Origin of the sequence: Tenacibaculum sediminilitoris (assembly GCF_964513795.1) — a bacterium.
Taxonomy (GTDB): Bacteria; Bacteroidota; Bacteroidia; order Flavobacteriales; family Flavobacteriaceae; genus Polaribacter; species Polaribacter sediminilitoris.
In genome coordinates this window covers 131,718-150,103 of sequence record NZ_CAZEQR010000011.1, presented here as the reverse complement: position 1 = coordinate 150,103, position 18,386 = coordinate 131,718, and the positions used below count along the sequence as shown (strand labels likewise).

Sequence of the window (18,386 nt, the reverse complement as noted above, 5' to 3'; positions counted from 1 at the left end):
CTACCTTTATATATTTAAAACAATGTAGTTATTTTAAACTTTCTAATAGTTTTTCTGCCACTAATTCAGATGAAGCTGGGTTTTGACCAGTAATTAAATTTCCATCTTGTATAGCATATGCTTGCCAGTCGTCTTTTTTGGAATAAATACCACCATTTTCATTCATCATGTCTTCCACTAAAAAAGGTACAACATTTGTAAGGCCAACTGCAGCTTCTTCGCTATTCGTAAACCCTGTTACTTTTTTACCTTTTACCAAAGGAGCACCATTTATATTTTTTACATTTTTTAAAGCTGCTGGTGCATGACATACAAAACCAATAGGCTTTCCTTGAATATTAAACTTTTCAATTAAAGCAATAGAAATTTTATCGTTTGCTAAATCCCATAAAGGACCGTGTCCACCCGGATAAAAGACAGCATCAAAATCGTCGGGATTCATATCTGCCAATACGTTTGTATTTGCTATTCTTTCTTTTGCTTCAGCATCATTATTAAAACGCTTTGTAGCTTCAGTTGCTGCCTCAGGTGAATCGCTACTCGGGTCTATTGGTGCTGCTCCTCCTTTTGGTGTTGCAATTGTAATTGTTGCTCCTTTATCTAATAAAGTATAATAAGGGTTTGCAAATTCTTCAACCCAAAACCCTGTTTTTTTTCCTGTATCTCCCAATTTATCGTGAGATGTTAATACAAATAATATTTTCATTTTTGTTATTTTTTGTGGTTCAACTTTTACTTCTGAAACTTTTTCAGAGGGTGTTTTTTTTTTATGTCTTTACAACTTGATGCTGTAAGAACAGTTAGTAGTAATGCGACAGTTTTTAATGTTTTCATAATTAAAATCAATACGCCATTTTCACAATTTCCTCAACCTTTTCTGGTGATAATGACTGATGCTCTCCTAATCCTAACCAATGACGGTTTGTAAAGCGTTTTGCAATTTCTTCTGCGGTTCCTTCGTAATCCTTGGTATAATCAGACAGTTTAGTATCGATTCCCAAAGATTTGAAAAATGCCGTTGTTTTTTCGATAGCGGCATAAGCTTTATCTGTAACGCTACCATCAGTAATATTCCAAACACGTTCGCCATATTGTGCTAATTTTTCTTTTTTAGCTTCAAAATTATATTTGTAATGACTTTTAGTTATAATGGCTAATGTTCGTGCATGATCTATACCGTATAAAGCTGTTAATTCGTGTCCCATTGCATGAATAGCCCAATCGGTAGGTACTCCTTTTTGAATTAATCCGTTAAGAGCCATAGTACAACTCCACATAAAATTAGAAGCTGCTTTATAGTCAAACACATCTTTCAACACATCTGGTGCAATTTCAATTAAGGTTTGTAAAATACTTTCTGCAAAACGATCTTGTAATTTAGCGTCTACTGAATAAGTGATATATTGTTCTAAAACATGGGTAAAAGCATCAGCTAAACCATTTGCTAATTGACGTTGTGGAATTGATTTTACGACTTCAGGATCTAGAATTGAAAACTGAGGAAATAAACCAGGTCCGCCCATGGCAAGCTTTTCCTTGGTTTCTTTACGTGTAATTACAGCTCCAGAATTCATTTCAGAACCTGTTGCGGGTAATGTTAAAACCGTTCCAAAAGGCATTCCCTTTTTGGTTCTAATGTTTTTAGCTAAAATTTCCCAAGGTGTGTCTCCATTGTATACTGCTGCTGCTGATAAAAATTTAGTACCGTCAATTACAGAACCACCACCAACAGCTAATAAATAGGTTATTTTTTTATCTTTAATTATTTTTAAAGCCTCCATTAATATTGCGTATTCAGGATTTGCAGGTATTCCACCAAACTCAGTTACATCAACATTTGCTAAAGCCGTTTTTACTTGGTCGTAAATACCATTCTTTTTAATACTCCCTCCACCATAAAGTAATAATACTTTAGCATCAGCAGAAATTTCTTCGTTTAGTTTCTTTATAGTGTCCTTTCCAAAAATAATCTTGGTTGGGTTTTTAAATTCAAAATTGTTCATCTTATTTCTTTTATTAATTCTTATACAATATTTATAATTCCTTTTCTACCATTTCATTATTCTATGACTGTAACCAAATCTTCTGTACTTTTTCTAACCTTTACAAGATTTACCAACCAATCACTATCGGCATCTCGATACCCTATAGGTAGCATTACTGCACTGCGTAAACCTTTGGCTCTTAAGTCTAATATTTCATCTAACTTATCTGCATCAAAACCTTCTAAAGGAGTTGCATCTACACCTTCATAGGCAGCAGCTGTAATGGCTTGTGAAAAGGCAATGTATGCTTGTTTAGCAGCGTGATTATAATTCACTTCTGCATCTTGTTGCGGATACATTTGCAATAACTTTTGACGGTAATTTTCCCAACCTTCGTTTTTTACCCCACGAATCTCGTTGGTTAAATCGAACATATAATTAATTCTATCTTCCGTGTAAGTATCCCAAGCAGCAAAAACGAGTAGGTGAGAGCAGTCTGTGATTACAGATTGATTCCAGGCTATGGGTCTAATTTTTTCTTTAACTTCTTGATTTGTTATCACAATAATTTCAAAAGGCTGTAAACCACTTGAGGTTGGTGCTAAACGAGCAGCTTCAATAATATTGTCTATTTTATCTTGAGCTACTTTTTCTCCATTCATTGCTTTTGCAGCATATCTCCAGTTTAACTTGTTTAGTAATTCCATTTTATTGTTTTTTATTTAGTACTATTATTTTTCTTTGATATTAAATACTTAAATGCTCCTGTTGACCACAAAGCCCAAATAATTAAAATGGGCTGAAAAATTAATCTTATTAACCTTTGCCTATCTGTATTTAATCCAAAAGAATCAATTTGGTTTACAAATTGGTTGATATTTCCAGGAAAAATAAGGATGTAGAATATTGTTAATGCAATACCTGTTTTTATTTTTGATTTGCCCCCGACAATCATTAGTATTCCTAAAATAATTTCTATAACACCAGACGCTAACACTACAAAGTCTATGAAGACAGTATCTGTTGTAATCCATGTGGGAACTTGTGCTTGAAATTCTGTCCTGAGGAACGTTAGATGTCCTATTCCTGCATAGAGCATAAAAGCACCTAACAAGATTCTCAATATGTTTTGAATGGTACTTGTTTTATTTAATTTTTTTTCCATAATGTTTTATCTTTGAGTAGGTTTTACTTTTGCAAGTAAGTTGATACTTGCAGATGTTATTATTTTTTTAGTTGAATTTGAATTTGCCAAGTTGATCATAGTCTGCGCAATGTATTCAGCTTCGGTAATTTTATACTTTTTTAATTTTCCGAAGAATAAAGGTTGTAGCAGTTTAATAACAATCAACCCAATTTTTTCTCCAATACGTTTTTCTTGTCTGTCACCACCAATAATAGAAGGTTGTAGAATGTGTGTTTTTTCAATTTTTTCTGAAAGCACAGCTTGTTCCATTTCACCTTTTGTTTTGCTGTAAAAAATGGAGCTTTTCACATTGGCACCTAATGCAGAAACTACTAAAAAAGTAGGTATTCCATTTGCTTTTGAAAGTTTTGCGGCAGCAACCGGAATTCCAAAATCTATCTTTTTGTATAGTTGTTTATTAGGTGCTTTTTTGGCTGTTGTACCAATGCAACAAAATACTTCATCTGCAGTAAAATCTTTTTTAAAATTTTCTAACTCTAAAATATCTCCAACAAATTGTTTAACCTTTGAAGGCATCCCATCAATTTCTTTTCTGGAAAACAATTTAATTGTTTTATATCGATCATCTTTTAGTAGTTTTTCCAAAAGAATAGAACCTGTTAAACCAGTTGCGCCCAATATGATTACTGTTTTTTTCATTTTTTAGCGTTTAATACTATCCCAAGCTGTTATAAATGCTTCTTCAATGTGTTTTTTAGTTAATTGAAATTCACCTTGTTTTTGCGCCATCATTAAAAATGATAACGGGTTTATGGAATACGCATATAAAATATGGTTTGAAAAAGGCTTAACAACTCCTTCTTTTTTACCACGTTCCCATAGGTCGAGTAGGGGTTGTAAGTACTTAATACCTTCTTGTCTACTAGGTTCATCAATCATTGGCGTGTTATTACATTGGTTTAAAAAAAATGAATATTCACATTCATTACTATTAAATTCTGCAATACGTTTCCATATGAGTTCAAAACCAGTTTTAACCATCGTGTTTTCATGGTAGGTCTTAAAAACAAAATCTGTGTATTTTGTTTTTACTTCTAAATATGTTTGGTTTACCAAGTCTTGTTTATTTTCAAAATATAAATAAATAGTTGCAGGTGAAACATTTGCCATTTTAGCAATTTTACTCATTGGGGTTGCATGAAAACCACTGTTGTTCACTAATTTTATGGTTGCTTTTATAAGTGCGTTACGTTTGTCTATGCTTTTTTGAAGTTTTGCCACGATATTTTGTTTTAGGATACAAAGATACAGATAAAAATGAATATTCATTCTTTTTTTAGAAGGTTTTAAGATTTGTTTTGAATTTAAAGGATTGTACAGAATATTAAAATTATACGAAAAGCCAACCACGGATGTTTAATGACCCTATTACTACATATTATTAACAAACGAGAACATTCTGGGATATTTTACATAACGGCTAATTATAGCTAGATAATAACACATATTAAATCTATAACTAAATGTTGTTTTAATATTGAATCATCCACTGGATAATCCAATATTAAAAGTGTACTATAATGTTCTGCGTTATGTAACTTGAGCTTTGGTTAAAAGCGAAAGTTGTAACTACAGTTTCTTTAAAAAATTTATTCTCAAAAGTTTCTTCTACAATGTTAATGAAACACTCTTTATGCGACGACGTAGGAGGGAAGCGTAATGTGTGTGGAATGAATTTAAATTAACTAAACTTCTAATATTTATGATTTTAATCAAATAAAACCCTACAAATTTACGTAGATTTAACTCTCAGTCTTAAGTAATGATTTTTCTATGAAAATAAAGAATATTAAAGTTGAAAATTATAGATTATTAAAGAGTTTTAAAATCGATTTGGAGGATGAACTTTCTTTAGTAATTGGTAAAAATAATTGTGGTAAAACATCATTTCTTTCAATATTAGAAAGGTTTTTAATTAAGGATGAAAATAGCTTTTCTTTTGATGATTTTAACATCGAATATCAACAGGAATTAAAGACTCTTATAAAAGATCCAGATACACCTGAAGACTTTTATTATGGCTTGAACATGACTCTTGAAATACATTATGATGAAAATGATGATCTTACAAACATTTCTTCTATTATGCTTAACCTAGAGCCTGACACCAATGTTGTTGTGTTAGCTTTTCATTACGCTATGGAATATGAAGGTTTTGTAAGACTCAAAAAAGACTTTAAATTATTTGTAAAAGAAGGAGGGAGAGATGATATAACATATTTCTTAATGAAGAATCACAAAAACGGTTACTTTCAAATACAGAAGAAAGCAGTTGATTTTGATAATACGGATAATACGGAATTAATATCTGACAAAAACTTAATTAGGAGAATCATTAATTTTCAACGTATTGGAGCAAAAAGAGATGTTAAGAATGAAGGAGGGGAAACCAGTAAATCTGATAGAACACTTTCAAAAATGTCATCTAGATATTATGATAAAATTTCAAATTCAGAAGATGACGAAGATAATACCAAAGAATTAAAGAAAAAACTTAATGAGACTGACGAAAAATTAAATATTGTTTATGAAAAAGTTTTTCAAAGAATAGTAGATAAAGTTGGAAGATTTGGAGGATTAGTTAAAGGAGATTCTATAATAGAAGTTAAATCTACTTTAGAAGAAAAAAATATTTTAAAGGAGAACACATCTGTTATGTATAGGCATAATGGTAAACAGCTTTTACCAGAGGATTATAATGGTCTAGGTTATATGAATCTTATTGCAATGATTTTTGAAATAGAAGTTATTTTGTATGATTTCAAAAAGGAAAAGCAAACTAATAAAGTACAGGAAATTCCAGCTGACATTAATTTACTATTTATTGAAGAGCCTGAAGCTCATACCCATCCTCAAATGCAGTATGTATTTATTAAGAATATAAAAGATGTTCTAATAGAAGGAACTTTAACAAAAGGAGGGGCGAATATTAATTTACAAACAGTTATTAGCACACATTCTTCTCATATTGTTGCAGAAAGTGATTTTAACGATATTAAATATTTATTTAAACAAAATCCCTATGAAGTTAAAATAAGAAGTTTGAAGGAACTTGAAAAGGATTATAAAAATAATGGAGAAATTGAGAATTTTAATTTTCTTAAAAAATACCTTACACTTAATAGAGCAGAACTGTTTTTTTCTGAAAAAGCTGTTTTTATCGAAGGAGATACTGAAAGGTTGTTACTTCCTGCTATGATGAAAAAGCTTGACATAGAAAGAAAGGATTGGAATAAAGCAAATGGTATTGTGCCTTTATTATCTCAAAATATTTCTGTCATAGAAGTTGGAGGTGCATATGCTAATATTTTTGAAAAATTCATTGATTTTCTTGGTGTTAAGAGCTTAATTATAACTGATATAGACTCTTGTAAAAAAGTTAAAGTTCTAAAAGGAGGGAAAGTCCTACAAACTAAAAAGGGAAAGGATAAAGAGAAACTACAAAAATGTCCAGTGGATATAGGTCAAGAGACAACCAATTCAACATTAAACTACTTTTATGGTAAACCTTCGATATCAGATTTACAAAAAAAACAATTCGAAAATAAAACCTTCAATAAAGTTATAACTAAAAAAGGGAAGACTAAAGAATGGGTCGAAAATAAAGAAGGTAATCTATCAGTAATATATCAAATTGACGAATATGGCTATAATGCTAGAAGTTTTGAAGATGCATTTATTAATTTGAATTTATATTTTCTTAAAAGTAACAAAAAGGTTTTTAAAAGTTTACAGAAGAAGAAAAAACTAAATGAGAATAACTTTTATGAAATCGCTGAAAATTGTTTAAAAGGCAAAACAGTATTTGCACTAGATATTCTTTATTATAGTGATGACAAATTTGAGGATTGGTTTATTCCAGAATATATTAAAGAAGGATTATTATGGCTACAGAACTAGAACAAATTCTTGACCATATTGAAGAAGGCAACAATTTTCTATTAAGTGGAGGTGCTGGAAGTGGAAAAACGTATTCATTAATTGAAGTTATAAAATCCATTTATGAAAAAGAACCAATCGCAAAAATAGCTTGTATTACTTATACAAATGTTGCTGTCGCAGAAATAAAGGAGCGCGCTCCGTATGAAAATTTAAGAGTTTCTACAATTCACGATTTTCTTTGGGATATTATTAAAATTTACCAAGAAAATCTAAAAAAATGCCTTGTAGAATTAATAGAAAAAGAAAAAGAAGAGGAGAAAACAGGAATTAGGTACGGCGGAAACTTGAAATTGGATTCAGATTATTTTGAAAAAATAGATAAAATTCAATATCGTGAAATTAAGAAACTTGAGAAAGGTATTATTTCTCACGATGAAGTTATAATTATTGCAGAATATATGTTTTCAAAATATTCATTATTACAAGACATCTTAAAAGACAAGTATGAATACTTATTGATTGATGAATATCAGGATACTAATAAAAGTGTAATAAAAATTCTTTTAGAATATTTGCCCAATTCAAAGAAAAAAAACATTCTAGGTTTTTTTGGTGATAAAATTCAATCAATTTATGAAAGCTTGGGTGCTGTTGGAGATATAGATGAATATCTTGGAGATGATAAAGCTGTTAAGGAAGTTGAAAAAACTGCAAATAGAAGAAATCCACAATTAATAATTGATTTAGCTAATGAAATTAGAAATGATGGTTTAATACAAATACCTGCTGACAAACAAGAGAAACCTCCAAACCGCAACGCTAATGGAGATGTTATTGAAGGAAGTATTAAATTTTTATACTCATTAAAAGATGAGTTGGATTTTGAAAAAATAATGAAGCTTAAATACTTTGATGAATTTGATTTCAATGAGCCTAAAGAAAATAAAGAACTCTATTTAACAAATCCACTTATTGCACCTAAAGCTGGGTTTCCAGGACTTATGAAAATATATAATAAGGATAAAATATTTTCAGGTGATGAATTTAAACGCCGTATAACTAAATATATTAATGATAATGACATTACTACTGATTTTACGGAATTAAGCTTTGAGGAAGTGATTAATGAGTTAATTAATACAATAACCGAAGCTAAATTAACCTTTACTGAGATTTTAGAAAAGTTAGAAAGTGATGTCGATACTTCTGACCCAGATAAAACTTATACGAAGGTTTTAAATTTAATTGTTAAACCTTACGGAAATGTTTTGAAGAAATTGATTCCTACTCAAGGTCAGTTTAATTTCATTTTAGAGAACCCAGACTTGTTCACAGAAGCACTTAATTATCCATATGACCAAGTAAGAAAAATTTATTTAGACAAAGAACAGCTAATTAGTAGTAAAAAGATAAATAGTGAGGATGCCAAAAAGAAGGGTTACAAAATTGACCCATTAATTTCTCATTTAATGAAAATTCAAGAATGTATTAAATTATATCAAACAAAAGAATTTAATGCTTTCATTAATAAAACCGATTATAGAATTACTAAAGCGAGTCACAAAAAAATATTAAAAGAAGCCATTGAGAATTTAAACAATATGAATAATTCTTCTATTGAAGAAGTAATCAAATTTTCTAATGAAAATAATATTATTAAAAGCAATGATGATGATTATATTGATTTTATTACAAACAAAACTTATGTTTACAATAGGGTTAAGAAACTTAAATATCAAGAGATAATTAACTTATTCGATTATGTTGAAGGATATACTTTATTTTCAACACAGCATAACATTAAAGGAGCCGAATTCGATAATGTTTTTTTAGTATTGGATAATGGAAACTGGTCTCAATATAATTTTAAATATTTATTCGAAAATAGAACCGACAAAGCATCTGTTTTAGAAAGGACTAGGAAAATATTTTATGTTTGTTGTACAAGAGCAAAAAAGAACTTAATAGTTTTATATCATAAACCATCCGATACATCAATTGAGTTTGCGAAAACCTTATTTGGTGATAAAAATGTGATTGACATAAGTTAAATTTTATAAAATGATAATTAAAGTTCAAGAACCAAATAAGTTTACAGAAAAAGAAATAAATGATTTTTATGAGTTAGTGAAGGGTTGGAGGACAAGTTAATAAGGAAACACTTATGACTAGACTTAAAAAAGCGAAACTATTAGCTTTGGGTTATGTTGATGACAAATTAATTGCAGTAACATCTCTTAAGATTCCTAATGATAATTATAAAAATAGAGTATTCAATAATGGGAATATAAAAGATAAAGCAAATCATTATTCTTTTGAGTTAGGGTATGCTGTAACTCACAAAAAACATAGAGGTAAAGGTTATAATTTCAAATTGAATTCTGAATTGATTTCAAAAGTCAAAGACGGAAATATATATGCTACAACTGGAAATCCATATATGGTTAAATTGCTTATTAATCTTGGATTTAAGGCTATTGGAAAAGAATATAATGGTAATTACAATGAAAGCCTTCAAATTTACGCTCTAAATATTATGTAAAATAGAATCTCGATATTAAACTTGGCCTCATAAAATTTTGGTAAAACAATAAGGTGAAATGAGCGTCCATATTTTAGGGATTTAGTTATACCTTTTATTAAGAGTTACAATTATACAAGGGATTTCAAAGTAATGTAAATCAGTTCCAATGTTTCCTAAAATATAGAGAATGAGCCGTTAATTGTTTCCAAAATTATATGCAGCCTTGAATTTTTGTTTCTTTTGTTTCAAGACAAAAGATAATGAAACACGAAAAAGAAGATTAATTGAAGTTCTAGATATAACAAGTGCATAGAATTTTATTTTTCTTAAAATTTATGCTCTTGTGGCAAGCTTACGAGAAATGCGAAGCATTCACGAACATGTCTAAAACAATATAAAAGACGTGAGTAATCGTCTAAAATTTTTTATGACGTACATTTTATCGAATACGCGATTTTTAATAAGAGAAAAAAGGTTAGCTTTTATTTTGGCGTTGGCAAGCGATGGATAATTGTGTGTAAAATAAATTGCCAGAGCAATTTGATTTTATAAAACAATCGAGCGATTGGTAGCGGCTATTTTACATAACGGCTAATTATAGATACAAATGTTTTTAAACTCTGCGAAGCAAACCGCTTATTAGTTTAATGACCCAAGCAGGATGTTTCTTTAGATATCTAAACATTCTGGGATATTTTACATAATATGGAATTATAGCTATCAAATAGCGAAATCACTGTAAAATACTAAAATGAGATATTTGTACTATAATTAACATTATGTTAAATAGAGTGTTTAAAACCTAAATATTAAAACAAACTCTAGAGCTACATACACTTTCTCTTTTACCATTACAAATTATGTTTTATAAAACAATCTTAAAAAGGTAAATTAACAGGATACTTACACAACGAAATACATGAATTTAAATGAAAAAACATGGTAATTTAGAAGTGAAAAGAGTAATGTTTTGGCTATAAAAAGTAAAATTTAAAAAAAAATTAACAAAAAAAGTAGGGTTAATCTAAACATAGCTGTTTTATTCAATGTAAACACGAGAGTATAGTGGCGCTGTTATAGAATCTGACCCCTTCACTTTTTATTATTTATTCAACAATCCTAATCTATTCTTAACAGCGCCTTTTTTAAATATAATATGCTCTTTAATCCGAAATAAAGACACTACTTTTGCTGAATGCAAAAAAAGGATCAATCAAAAAAAGATCAATCAAAATTAGAATTTATTGTATTAATGGCGTCTTTAATGTCGTTAGTAGCCTTATCTATAGATGCTATACTTCCTGCACTAGAACAAATTGGATTTAGTATTCATATTAATGAAGAGTCAAATAATCAGTTATTAGTTACAATGATTTTTTTAGGCTTAGGTTTTGGACAGTTAATATCTGGACCAATTTCTGATAGCTTAGGAAGAAAGCCCATTATTTATGTAGGTTTTTTACTCTTTGTTATTGCTAGTTTTATATGTGTTAATGCTGCCAGTATAGAAATGATGGTTTTTGGAAGAATTTTACAAGGAATAGGACTTTCAGCCCCAAGAACTATTAGTATAGCCATGGTTCGCGATAGTTTTAGCGGAAATTATATGGCTAAAATAATGTCATTTATTGTAGTGATATTTATTTTAGTTCCTGTTGTTGCTCCTGCTATTGGTAAAATAATGTTAGATATTTATGGATGGAAGTCAATTTTTTATAGTCAATTAATTTATGGTGCTTTAGTTATGTTCTGGTTATGGAAACGGCAACCAGAAACACTTAAAAAAGAAAATAGAATTAAGTTTTCGTTTAACTTATTTTCAAACGGCTTAAAAGAATTTGTGAAATATAGACAAGCCATTATATTTACTCTAATTTCTGGATTCATTACTGGATCGTTTATGGTATATTTAAGTGCATCACAGCAAATTTTTCAAGAACAATATTTATTAGTAGACGAATTTCCTTACATTTTTGCAGGTTTAGCTATTTCAGTAGGCTTTGCAACCTTCTTAAATGGCTCGTTTGTAATGAGATTTGGTATGCACAAATTAGTGTCTTTTTTCCTTATTATTTTTTCAATTGTTCCTATTATATACATAGTACTTTTTTATCAGAAAGAAAACCCTAGTATTGCTGTACTATTGCTGTTTTTTGCATTACAGTTTTTTTCAATTGGTTTTTTATTTGGAAATCTTCGTGCTTTAGCAATGCAACCTGTTGGTCATATTGCTGGAATTGGAGCTGCAATTAATGGGTTTGTATCTACGATAATGGCAGTACCGATAGCTACTTTTATTGGTTATTATGTTGCTACTACTACACTCCCACTTTTCATAGGTTTTTTTGTCTGCGGAATCTTATCTTTGCTACTGTTAAATTTCACGAAACTAACACCTGTAAACGAATAATTCAATGATTGATGTACTTTACGAAGATGAGTATATACTTTGTGTGTCAAAACCTAATAATGTAGTTGTACACCATGCACATCATTCAAGAAATGTTGCCGATGAAGATTCTTTATTACAAATCATAGAAGAACAATTGGGGTGTAAAGTGTATCCTTTGCATAGGCTTGATAGAAAAACATCAGGAATTATACTCTTAGCAAAAGAAACAAAGTTTGTCGCCAAGTTTCAAGAATTATTTACCAAAAACGAAATACAAAAGACATATTATGGTATTGTTAGAGGTCATGCACCTGAAACTAAAATTATAGATTCTCCTGTTAAAGGAAGAGACGCTAATGTACATAAGGAAGCAGAAACACATTTATCTACTATAAGAACAGTTACTCTAAATATACCTGTAAAACCTTATAATAGCTCAAGGTATAGTTTGGTTAAATTACTTCCTAAAACAGGAAGACTACATCAATTGCGAATTCATATGAACAAAATTAGCCACCCACTAATTGGAGACCCAAAATATGGTGATAAAAATCATAATATAATGTTTATAGAGAATTTTAATTGTGAAAACCTTTTCTTACATGCATACTCCTTAGCATTTGTTCATCCTTACTTAAATAAAAATCTTTTAATAAAAACTAATTTACCTAAAGATTGGTTAGTTGTTTTTGAAAAGTTTAATTGGAAATTATAAAAAAAACTCTCCTCTACTCTATTGTATTTAGTTATATAATAATTACATAGATGATAGTTGGAAGTAAAATGTTTGCTTTGGTTTAATTGATTAAGTAAAAGAAAGGGTAGCAAATATTTGCTACCCTTTCTTTTACTTTTATAAAATATTTTTAAATATCTTTAAATATAGCATGCATTAAACGTTTTTTATCATTGATGCTTTCTTCTAGAGCAATCATTGTTTCTGTTCTATTAACACCATGCACATCATCTATTTTATAAATAATATCTTTTGCATCATTAGTATTTTTAGCACGTACTTTACAGAAAATATTATACTTCCCTGCAGTTACGTAAGCAACCGTTACGTTTGGAATTAAACGTAAGTTATCAAGCACATGTTGAGTCATGGATGTTTTCTCTAAAAAAATTCCAACATGAGCAATAAACGAATATCCCATTTTTTCATAATTCAAGGTCAATGTAGACCCTTGAATAATTCCTTCGTCTTCCATTTTCTTTACACGTACATGTATAGTACCTGCAGATACTAATAGCTTTTTTGCGATGTCTGTAAAAGGTGTGCGAGCATTCTCTATTAAAATGTCTAAAATTTGATGATCAATCTCATCTAGTATGAACTTCTTCATTTTTTTTGCTTTCTTCAAATAATATTGCTAAAATATAGTTTTTTTCTAAAAAAAATAAGTTTTGTTTGAAAGAAAAAGAATTTTTAACTGTTCTTTGTGAATTCTTTATGAATTCTTTATGAATTCTTTATGGGCTAAATACATAGATAATTCCCCTTCTTTTTCTTTTGTTAAAACGAGTGCAAATTTATCATTTTCTATACTTTCTACATACTGATATGCAACATCTTTTTTATTATTTTTTGATCGATAAATCACATCGTAGAAGTTCTTGATATTGTTAGGAATAGCTAAATATTTTTCAAATTCTTTAAAGTTTTCTTCTGAAGAAATGTGATATATTCCCTGTAATAGCGCATAAAAATTGAATTTTCTAACCTCTTCCCTGTCGTAATCATTCGGAAAATGACCAGCTTCAATTAATATTGTATTGTGTCCTAACTTTTGAAAATTATCTCCTGTAGCAGTTGAATAAAATTCATCTGTATAACGACCAACATGATTAGGTATAATTTCTTGTAACAAATCATTCATAGCTACAATTACATTCATAGTTTCTTTTCTTCCTTCTGTAATTGTTCTTTTTTCTTCTTCTGAAGGTGCTAAAAATGAAATTGTTGCTGGATTTTTAGTTCCTTCAACACCAAAAATAGTTCTTTGATCATGTAAATTGAAGCAAAATTGAGGATTCACTTCTTCTAAAATACTACGTAAAAACTTACTTTCTTTGGCCTCTAACTCTACTGCATCTCTATTTAAGTCAACATTATTAGCATTGACGCGTGTATAGGCTTGTGCTCCGTCTGGATTTAGCATAGGAATAATCGTAATACTGCAATTGCTTAAAATAGATTTAGTTATTTCATGGGTAGCAAAGCGTTGAATAAAGTTTAAAAAGTCAAATACAGCTTTAGTTCCTGTACTTTCGTTTCCATGCATTTGACTCCAAATAAGAATCCTTTTTTTCCCTTTTCCCAACTTTAATTGGTAAATGGCTCTCCCTTCTTCTGATTCTCCAATAATTTTTGTTTGAATTTCTGAATTTTGTAAGCCAAAATATAAAGGCTCTATATCTGATAATGTTATCCATCTTCCAGATATAGAGTCTTCTTTAATTTTTAAATAATTGTCTTCTAAAAAAGAGCTGCTTAAGTGTGTCATATTATAACGAAAACCAATCAGTTACCAACTGTTTTTCAATGGGTTCAACAGTTTTGTGTACATAATCATTTTTAATAATGTCGTACTCATAGTCTTTAGACCATTCTTCTATGTTTTCAGCTAATGCTTGTAACGACTCACAAATAAATTGTACTTCTTCATTTGTAATTGTTGGGTGTACTGATAAACGCACCCAACCTGGTTTTTCTGTATTACACCCTTCTAATATTTGACCTTTAATCTCATTTGATCTTATTTGATCTACATTTAATAAGAAGTGTCCATAGGTTCCTGCACAAGAACATCCTCCCCTAGTTTGAATTCCAAATCGGTCGTTTAATAATTTTACAACAAGGTTGAAGTGATATTTTTCAAAATAGAAAGAAAAAATACTCAAACGATCTTTATGATCTGGTGCTAATATTTTAACTCCTTTTAAATTTTCTAAACAGTTAAAGATAGTTGGATTGATTTCATCTTCACGTTCCTTTATTTTATCTGTACCCATTTGATCTTTTATCTGAATACATAAAGCTATTTTAATTGTTTGTAAAAAAGCTGGTGTACCTCCATCTTCACGCGTTTCTACATCGTCAAAATAATCGTGTTGCCCCCATGGGTTTGTATAACTAACCGTTCCTCCTCCAGGGTTATCAGGAACCATATTTTTATACAATTTTTTATTAAAAATTAACACTCCAGAACTTCCTGGACCTCCTAAAAACTTATGTGGAGAAAAGAAAATAGCATCTAAATATTCATCTTCTTTTTCAGGATGCATATCAATATCAACATAAGGTGCAGAACAGGCAAAATCAACAAAGCACAAACCTCCATATTTATGAATTAATGAAGCTACTTTATGATAATTTGTCTTTATTCCTGTTACATTTGATCCTGCTACTATAGAGGCAATTTTAATAGGTCTATCTAAGTGTTTTTTTATAGTTTCTTCAAACTTATCTAAACACACTAATCCTTCATCATTACAAGGAACAACTTCAACATCTGCTATGGTTTCAATCCAAGATGTTTGGTTTGAGTGGTGCTCCATATGACTTACAAAGACAATAGGTCTTTTTTCATCTGGAACCTGTGTGTTTTCTTTTAAATTTTCACTTATTTTTAATCCTAAAATACGCTGAAATTTATTAACAATTCCCGTCATACCAGATCCTTCCGTAATTAACACATCATTTGTCGATGCATTTACGTGACGTTTGATAATATTTCGTGCTTCATGATATGCTAAGGTCATAGCTGCTCCTGAAGTTGAAGTTTCTGTATGAGTATTGGCTACAAAAGGCCCAAACTTATTTAAAAGTTGTTCTTCTATAGGTCGATATAATCTTCCGCTTGCAGTCCAATCTGTATAAATCATTTTCTTTTCACCATATGGTGTTTGAAATGTTTGGTCTATGCCTACTATATTTTTCCTGAACTTATCAAAATATTGTTCTAAATCCATAGTTAAAAATCTCTTGTTGTTTGTTGTGTTACGTAAAGTTAGTAGTATGCTACTAGCTAGCCTAAAATAGTTATAAATATTAACGTATTTATAACACTTTGTTATTAAAGTTTAAACTTACCACCTATTAAAAAGGTGTTTTCAAAAAAATAGAAACTTTGTGAGGCTTTATCGGCAGAATTATTAGTAGTTTTAACATTAGGCATATAAATATTTCCTCCTTTTAAATCAGCTTGAATAAAAAAATGTTTAAAAAAAGCGATGTTCAAACCAGCTCCAATTGAAGCTCCATATCCTGATAAATGAAAATCATCATGTCGTTCCATACCTAATAAAGTAGTATTTGTTCTTGGATATAAAACACCAAGCCCTACTCCTTCTGTTAAATTTATTTGTAAGTTTTCTAAGTTTAAACCAAACCAGTGGCTTACATCATCAAACCGTTTTACTTCTACATTAAGGTAATTTAGTCCATCAGTGTGTTCAAAACGTAAAAAATCTGCTGCTAAATTGATCGTTTCATTATTATATACTCCATCATACTTCGCGTTTCCTATATTAATGTTTCCATTAATTTTTACATCTTGATCAGCTATCATTACATATTTCATATGATCTACTCCAATAGAAACAGTATAGTTTTCCTTGAAAAAATATCCTATTCTATAGTTAGTTTGAGGAATAGTTACTCTTCCTGGATTAAAATAATCATTAAATGAAAACTTTGTTTGTCTGTCTTGAGCTTTTACATTTTGCAATGTAAAATCGTAATTTGCTCCTTTAAAGCGAATATCTGAATTAGAATAACTAGCCCAGTTCCATCCCCAATAAACGAAGAGTTTTCCTTTGTTAGTTACTTTTTTCTTTTGAACGATTTCTTCGTTTCTCTCCTGCGCTATTATTGATACTGAAACCATCAGCATTAATAAACTTACTATTTTTAATTTCAAAGAACTATTGTATTATTTGTTGTATTTCAGTAATAAATCTTTTGGCTAAAGCATCTGCATTTTCTTGACTAGTGCTTTCTGTATAAATTCTGATGATTGGTTCAGTATTAGATTTACGTAAGTGCACCCACTCTTCAGCAAAATCAATTTTTACTCCATCAATAGTATTTACATCTTCATTTTTGTAGTTGGCAGCCATGGTTTCTAAAATCTTATCAACATCAATTTGTGGTGTTAACTGGATTTTATTTTTACTCATAAAGTAGCTAGGATACGAATCTCTTAACTCTTTACATGATGTTTTTTTATGTGCTAAATGTGATAAAAATAAAGCGACTCCTACTAATGAGTCTCTTCCATAATGAGACTCAGGATAAATGATTCCTCCATTTCCTTCTCCTCCGATTACCGTATTGGTATCTTTCATCATTTGTACCACGTTCACCTCTCCTACTGCACTCGCTGTGTATGTACCTCCATGTTTTTCAGTAACATCACGTAATGCTCTTGAAGATGAAAGATTAGAAACTGTATTTCCACCGCCTAACTGTTCCAATACATAATCGGCACAAGCTACTAAAGTGTATTCTTCTCCAAACATAGATCCATCTTCCGAAATTAAAGCTAAACGATCTACATCTGGATCTACCACAATACCTAAATCGGCTTTTTTCTTCACTACTAATTCAGAGATGTCTGTTAAGTGCTCTTTTAAAGGTTCTGGATTGTGTGGAAAGTGTCCGTTAGGCTCACAATATAATTCAATACACTTTACCCCTAATTCTTTTAGCAAGGCTGGAATAGCAATACCTCCGGTAGAGTTAACTCCATCAACCACTACTTTAAATTTCGCTTTTTTAATAGCTTTTTTATCAACTAAATCTAGTTTTAAAACTTCTTTAATATGTTTCTTTATATAGTTTTTCTTTTTCTTATAGTATCCTAAATCATCAACTTCAGCAAACTCAATAGTTGTATCATTTTCAGCTATTTGTAAAATTTCTGCTCCGTCTATACCATTTAAAAACTCTCCTTTATTGTTTAAAAGTTTTAAAGCATTCCATTGCTTTGGGTTGTGTGATGCAGTTAAAATAATACCTCCATCAGCTTTCTCTAAAGGAACAGCAACTTCAACAGTAGGTGTTGTAGATAAGCCTAAATCAATTACATTAATTCCTAAACCAACCAAGGTATTTGCAACTAAGTTACTTATCATCTTGCCCGATATACGAGCATCTCTACCAATTACAATAGTTATTTTTTCTTCTTCGGAGTTTTTCTTTTTTATAAATGTTCCGTAAGCTGCTGCGAATTTAACAGCGTCTATCGGGGTTAAATTATCACCTGTATTTCCGCCTATGGTACCTCTAATACCTGATATCGATTTAATAAGTGTCATATTAATTTTTTATTAGACAGCAAATATAAAATTTATGATTCACTTGATTGCTAAGAACTTTTAAATACCTTC

The 18,386-nt window shown here is 29.9% G+C and carries 16 protein-coding genes; 5 read left to right on the top strand and 11 right to left on the bottom strand.

Annotated features, from left to right (window positions below):
* Positions 1–28 precede the first annotated feature (28 nt).
* From ACKTSW_RS04495 to ACKTSW_RS04470, 6 genes are all read right to left on the bottom strand, one after another.
* A complete protein-coding gene (locus ACKTSW_RS04495; protein WP_408024081.1) occupies positions 29–706 on the bottom strand; it encodes a type 1 glutamine amidotransferase domain-containing protein in 678 nt (225 codons plus the stop codon).
* A gap of 136 nt (positions 707–842) precedes the next feature.
* Positions 843–2,003 carry an iron-containing alcohol dehydrogenase gene (locus tag ACKTSW_RS04490; protein WP_408024080.1) on the bottom strand — a complete coding sequence of 387 codons (1,161 nt, stop codon included), beginning with the start codon at positions 2,001–2,003 and terminating at the stop codon, positions 843–845.
* A 56-nt stretch (positions 2,004–2,059) separates the two neighbouring features.
* Positions 2,060–2,692 carry an NAD(P)H-dependent oxidoreductase gene (locus tag ACKTSW_RS04485; RefSeq protein WP_408024079.1) on the bottom strand — a complete coding sequence of 211 codons (633 nt, stop codon included), beginning with the start codon at positions 2,690–2,692 and terminating at the stop codon, positions 2,060–2,062.
* 11 nt (positions 2,693–2,703) lie between these two features.
* A complete protein-coding gene (locus ACKTSW_RS04480) occupies positions 2,704–3,150 on the bottom strand; it encodes a DoxX family protein (RefSeq protein WP_408024078.1) in 447 nt (148 codons plus the stop codon).
* Between the two features lie 6 nt (positions 3,151–3,156).
* Positions 3,157–3,831, bottom strand: a complete 675-nt coding sequence (locus ACKTSW_RS04475) for an NAD(P)H-binding protein (RefSeq protein WP_408024077.1) — start codon at positions 3,829–3,831, stop codon at positions 3,157–3,159.
* A gap of 3 nt (positions 3,832–3,834) precedes the next feature.
* On the bottom strand, positions 3,835–4,413 hold the full coding sequence (locus ACKTSW_RS04470; RefSeq protein WP_408024076.1) for a TetR/AcrR family transcriptional regulator: 579 nt from the start codon (positions 4,411–4,413) through the stop codon (positions 3,835–3,837).
* A 552-nt stretch (positions 4,414–4,965) separates the two neighbouring features.
* Between ACKTSW_RS04470 and ACKTSW_RS04465 the strand changes: the two genes are divergently transcribed.
* From ACKTSW_RS04465 to ACKTSW_RS04445, 5 genes are all read left to right on the top strand, one after another.
* The gene (locus ACKTSW_RS04465; RefSeq protein WP_408024075.1) at positions 4,966–7,092 is read left to right on the top strand and encodes an ATP-dependent nuclease; all 2,127 of its coding nucleotides are present in this window, start codon (positions 4,966–4,968) and stop codon (positions 7,090–7,092) included.
* Positions 7,077–9,125 carry a UvrD-helicase domain-containing protein gene (locus ACKTSW_RS04460; RefSeq protein ID WP_408024074.1) on the top strand — a complete coding sequence of 683 codons (2,049 nt, stop codon included), beginning with the start codon at positions 7,077–7,079 and terminating at the stop codon, positions 9,123–9,125. The genes ACKTSW_RS04465 and ACKTSW_RS04460 overlap by 16 nt, the downstream gene beginning before the upstream one ends.
* Before the next feature lie 113 nt (positions 9,126–9,238).
* Entirely contained in the window at positions 9,239–9,616 is a 378-nt protein-coding gene (locus ACKTSW_RS04455) for a hypothetical protein (protein WP_408024073.1), read from the top strand.
* Positions 9,617–10,793: 1,177 nt separating this feature from the next.
* Positions 10,794–12,008, top strand: a complete 1,215-nt coding sequence (locus ACKTSW_RS04450) for a multidrug effflux MFS transporter (protein WP_408024072.1) — start codon at positions 10,794–10,796, stop codon at positions 12,006–12,008.
* A gap of 4 nt (positions 12,009–12,012) precedes the next feature.
* Positions 12,013–12,705, top strand: coding sequence for a pseudouridine synthase (locus tag ACKTSW_RS04445; protein WP_408024071.1), 693 nt, complete (start codon positions 12,013–12,015; stop codon positions 12,703–12,705).
* Between the two features lie 151 nt (positions 12,706–12,856).
* On the opposite strand, the gene ACKTSW_RS04440 is transcribed toward ACKTSW_RS04445, so the two are convergent.
* The 5 genes from ACKTSW_RS04440 to glmM all read right to left on the bottom strand — a co-directional run bounded on the left by ACKTSW_RS04440 (position 12,857) and on the right by glmM (position 18,314).
* Positions 12,857–13,336: an Lrp/AsnC family transcriptional regulator gene (locus ACKTSW_RS04440; RefSeq protein ID WP_115901299.1), complete on the bottom strand. Its 480-nt coding sequence runs from the start codon at positions 13,334–13,336 to the stop codon at positions 12,857–12,859.
* 105 nt (positions 13,337–13,441) lie between these two features.
* On the bottom strand, positions 13,442–14,497 hold the full coding sequence (locus tag ACKTSW_RS04435) for a M14 family zinc carboxypeptidase (RefSeq protein ID WP_408024070.1): 1,056 nt from the start codon (positions 14,495–14,497) through the stop codon (positions 13,442–13,444).
* Position 14,498: 1 nt separating this feature from the next.
* Entirely contained in the window at positions 14,499–15,965 is a 1,467-nt protein-coding gene (locus tag ACKTSW_RS04430; protein ID WP_408024069.1) for an aminotransferase class V-fold PLP-dependent enzyme, read from the bottom strand.
* Positions 15,966–16,069: 104 nt separating this feature from the next.
* Positions 16,070–16,915 (bottom strand): hypothetical protein, encoded by an 846-nt coding sequence (locus tag ACKTSW_RS04425; RefSeq protein ID WP_408024068.1) that lies wholly within the window; start codon positions 16,913–16,915, stop codon positions 16,070–16,072.
* Positions 16,916–16,919: 4 nt separating this feature from the next.
* Positions 16,920–18,314 (bottom strand): phosphoglucosamine mutase, encoded by a 1,395-nt coding sequence (gene glmM, locus ACKTSW_RS04420; protein ID WP_408024067.1) that lies wholly within the window; start codon positions 18,312–18,314, stop codon positions 16,920–16,922.
* Positions 18,315–18,386: the final 72 nt, after the last annotated feature.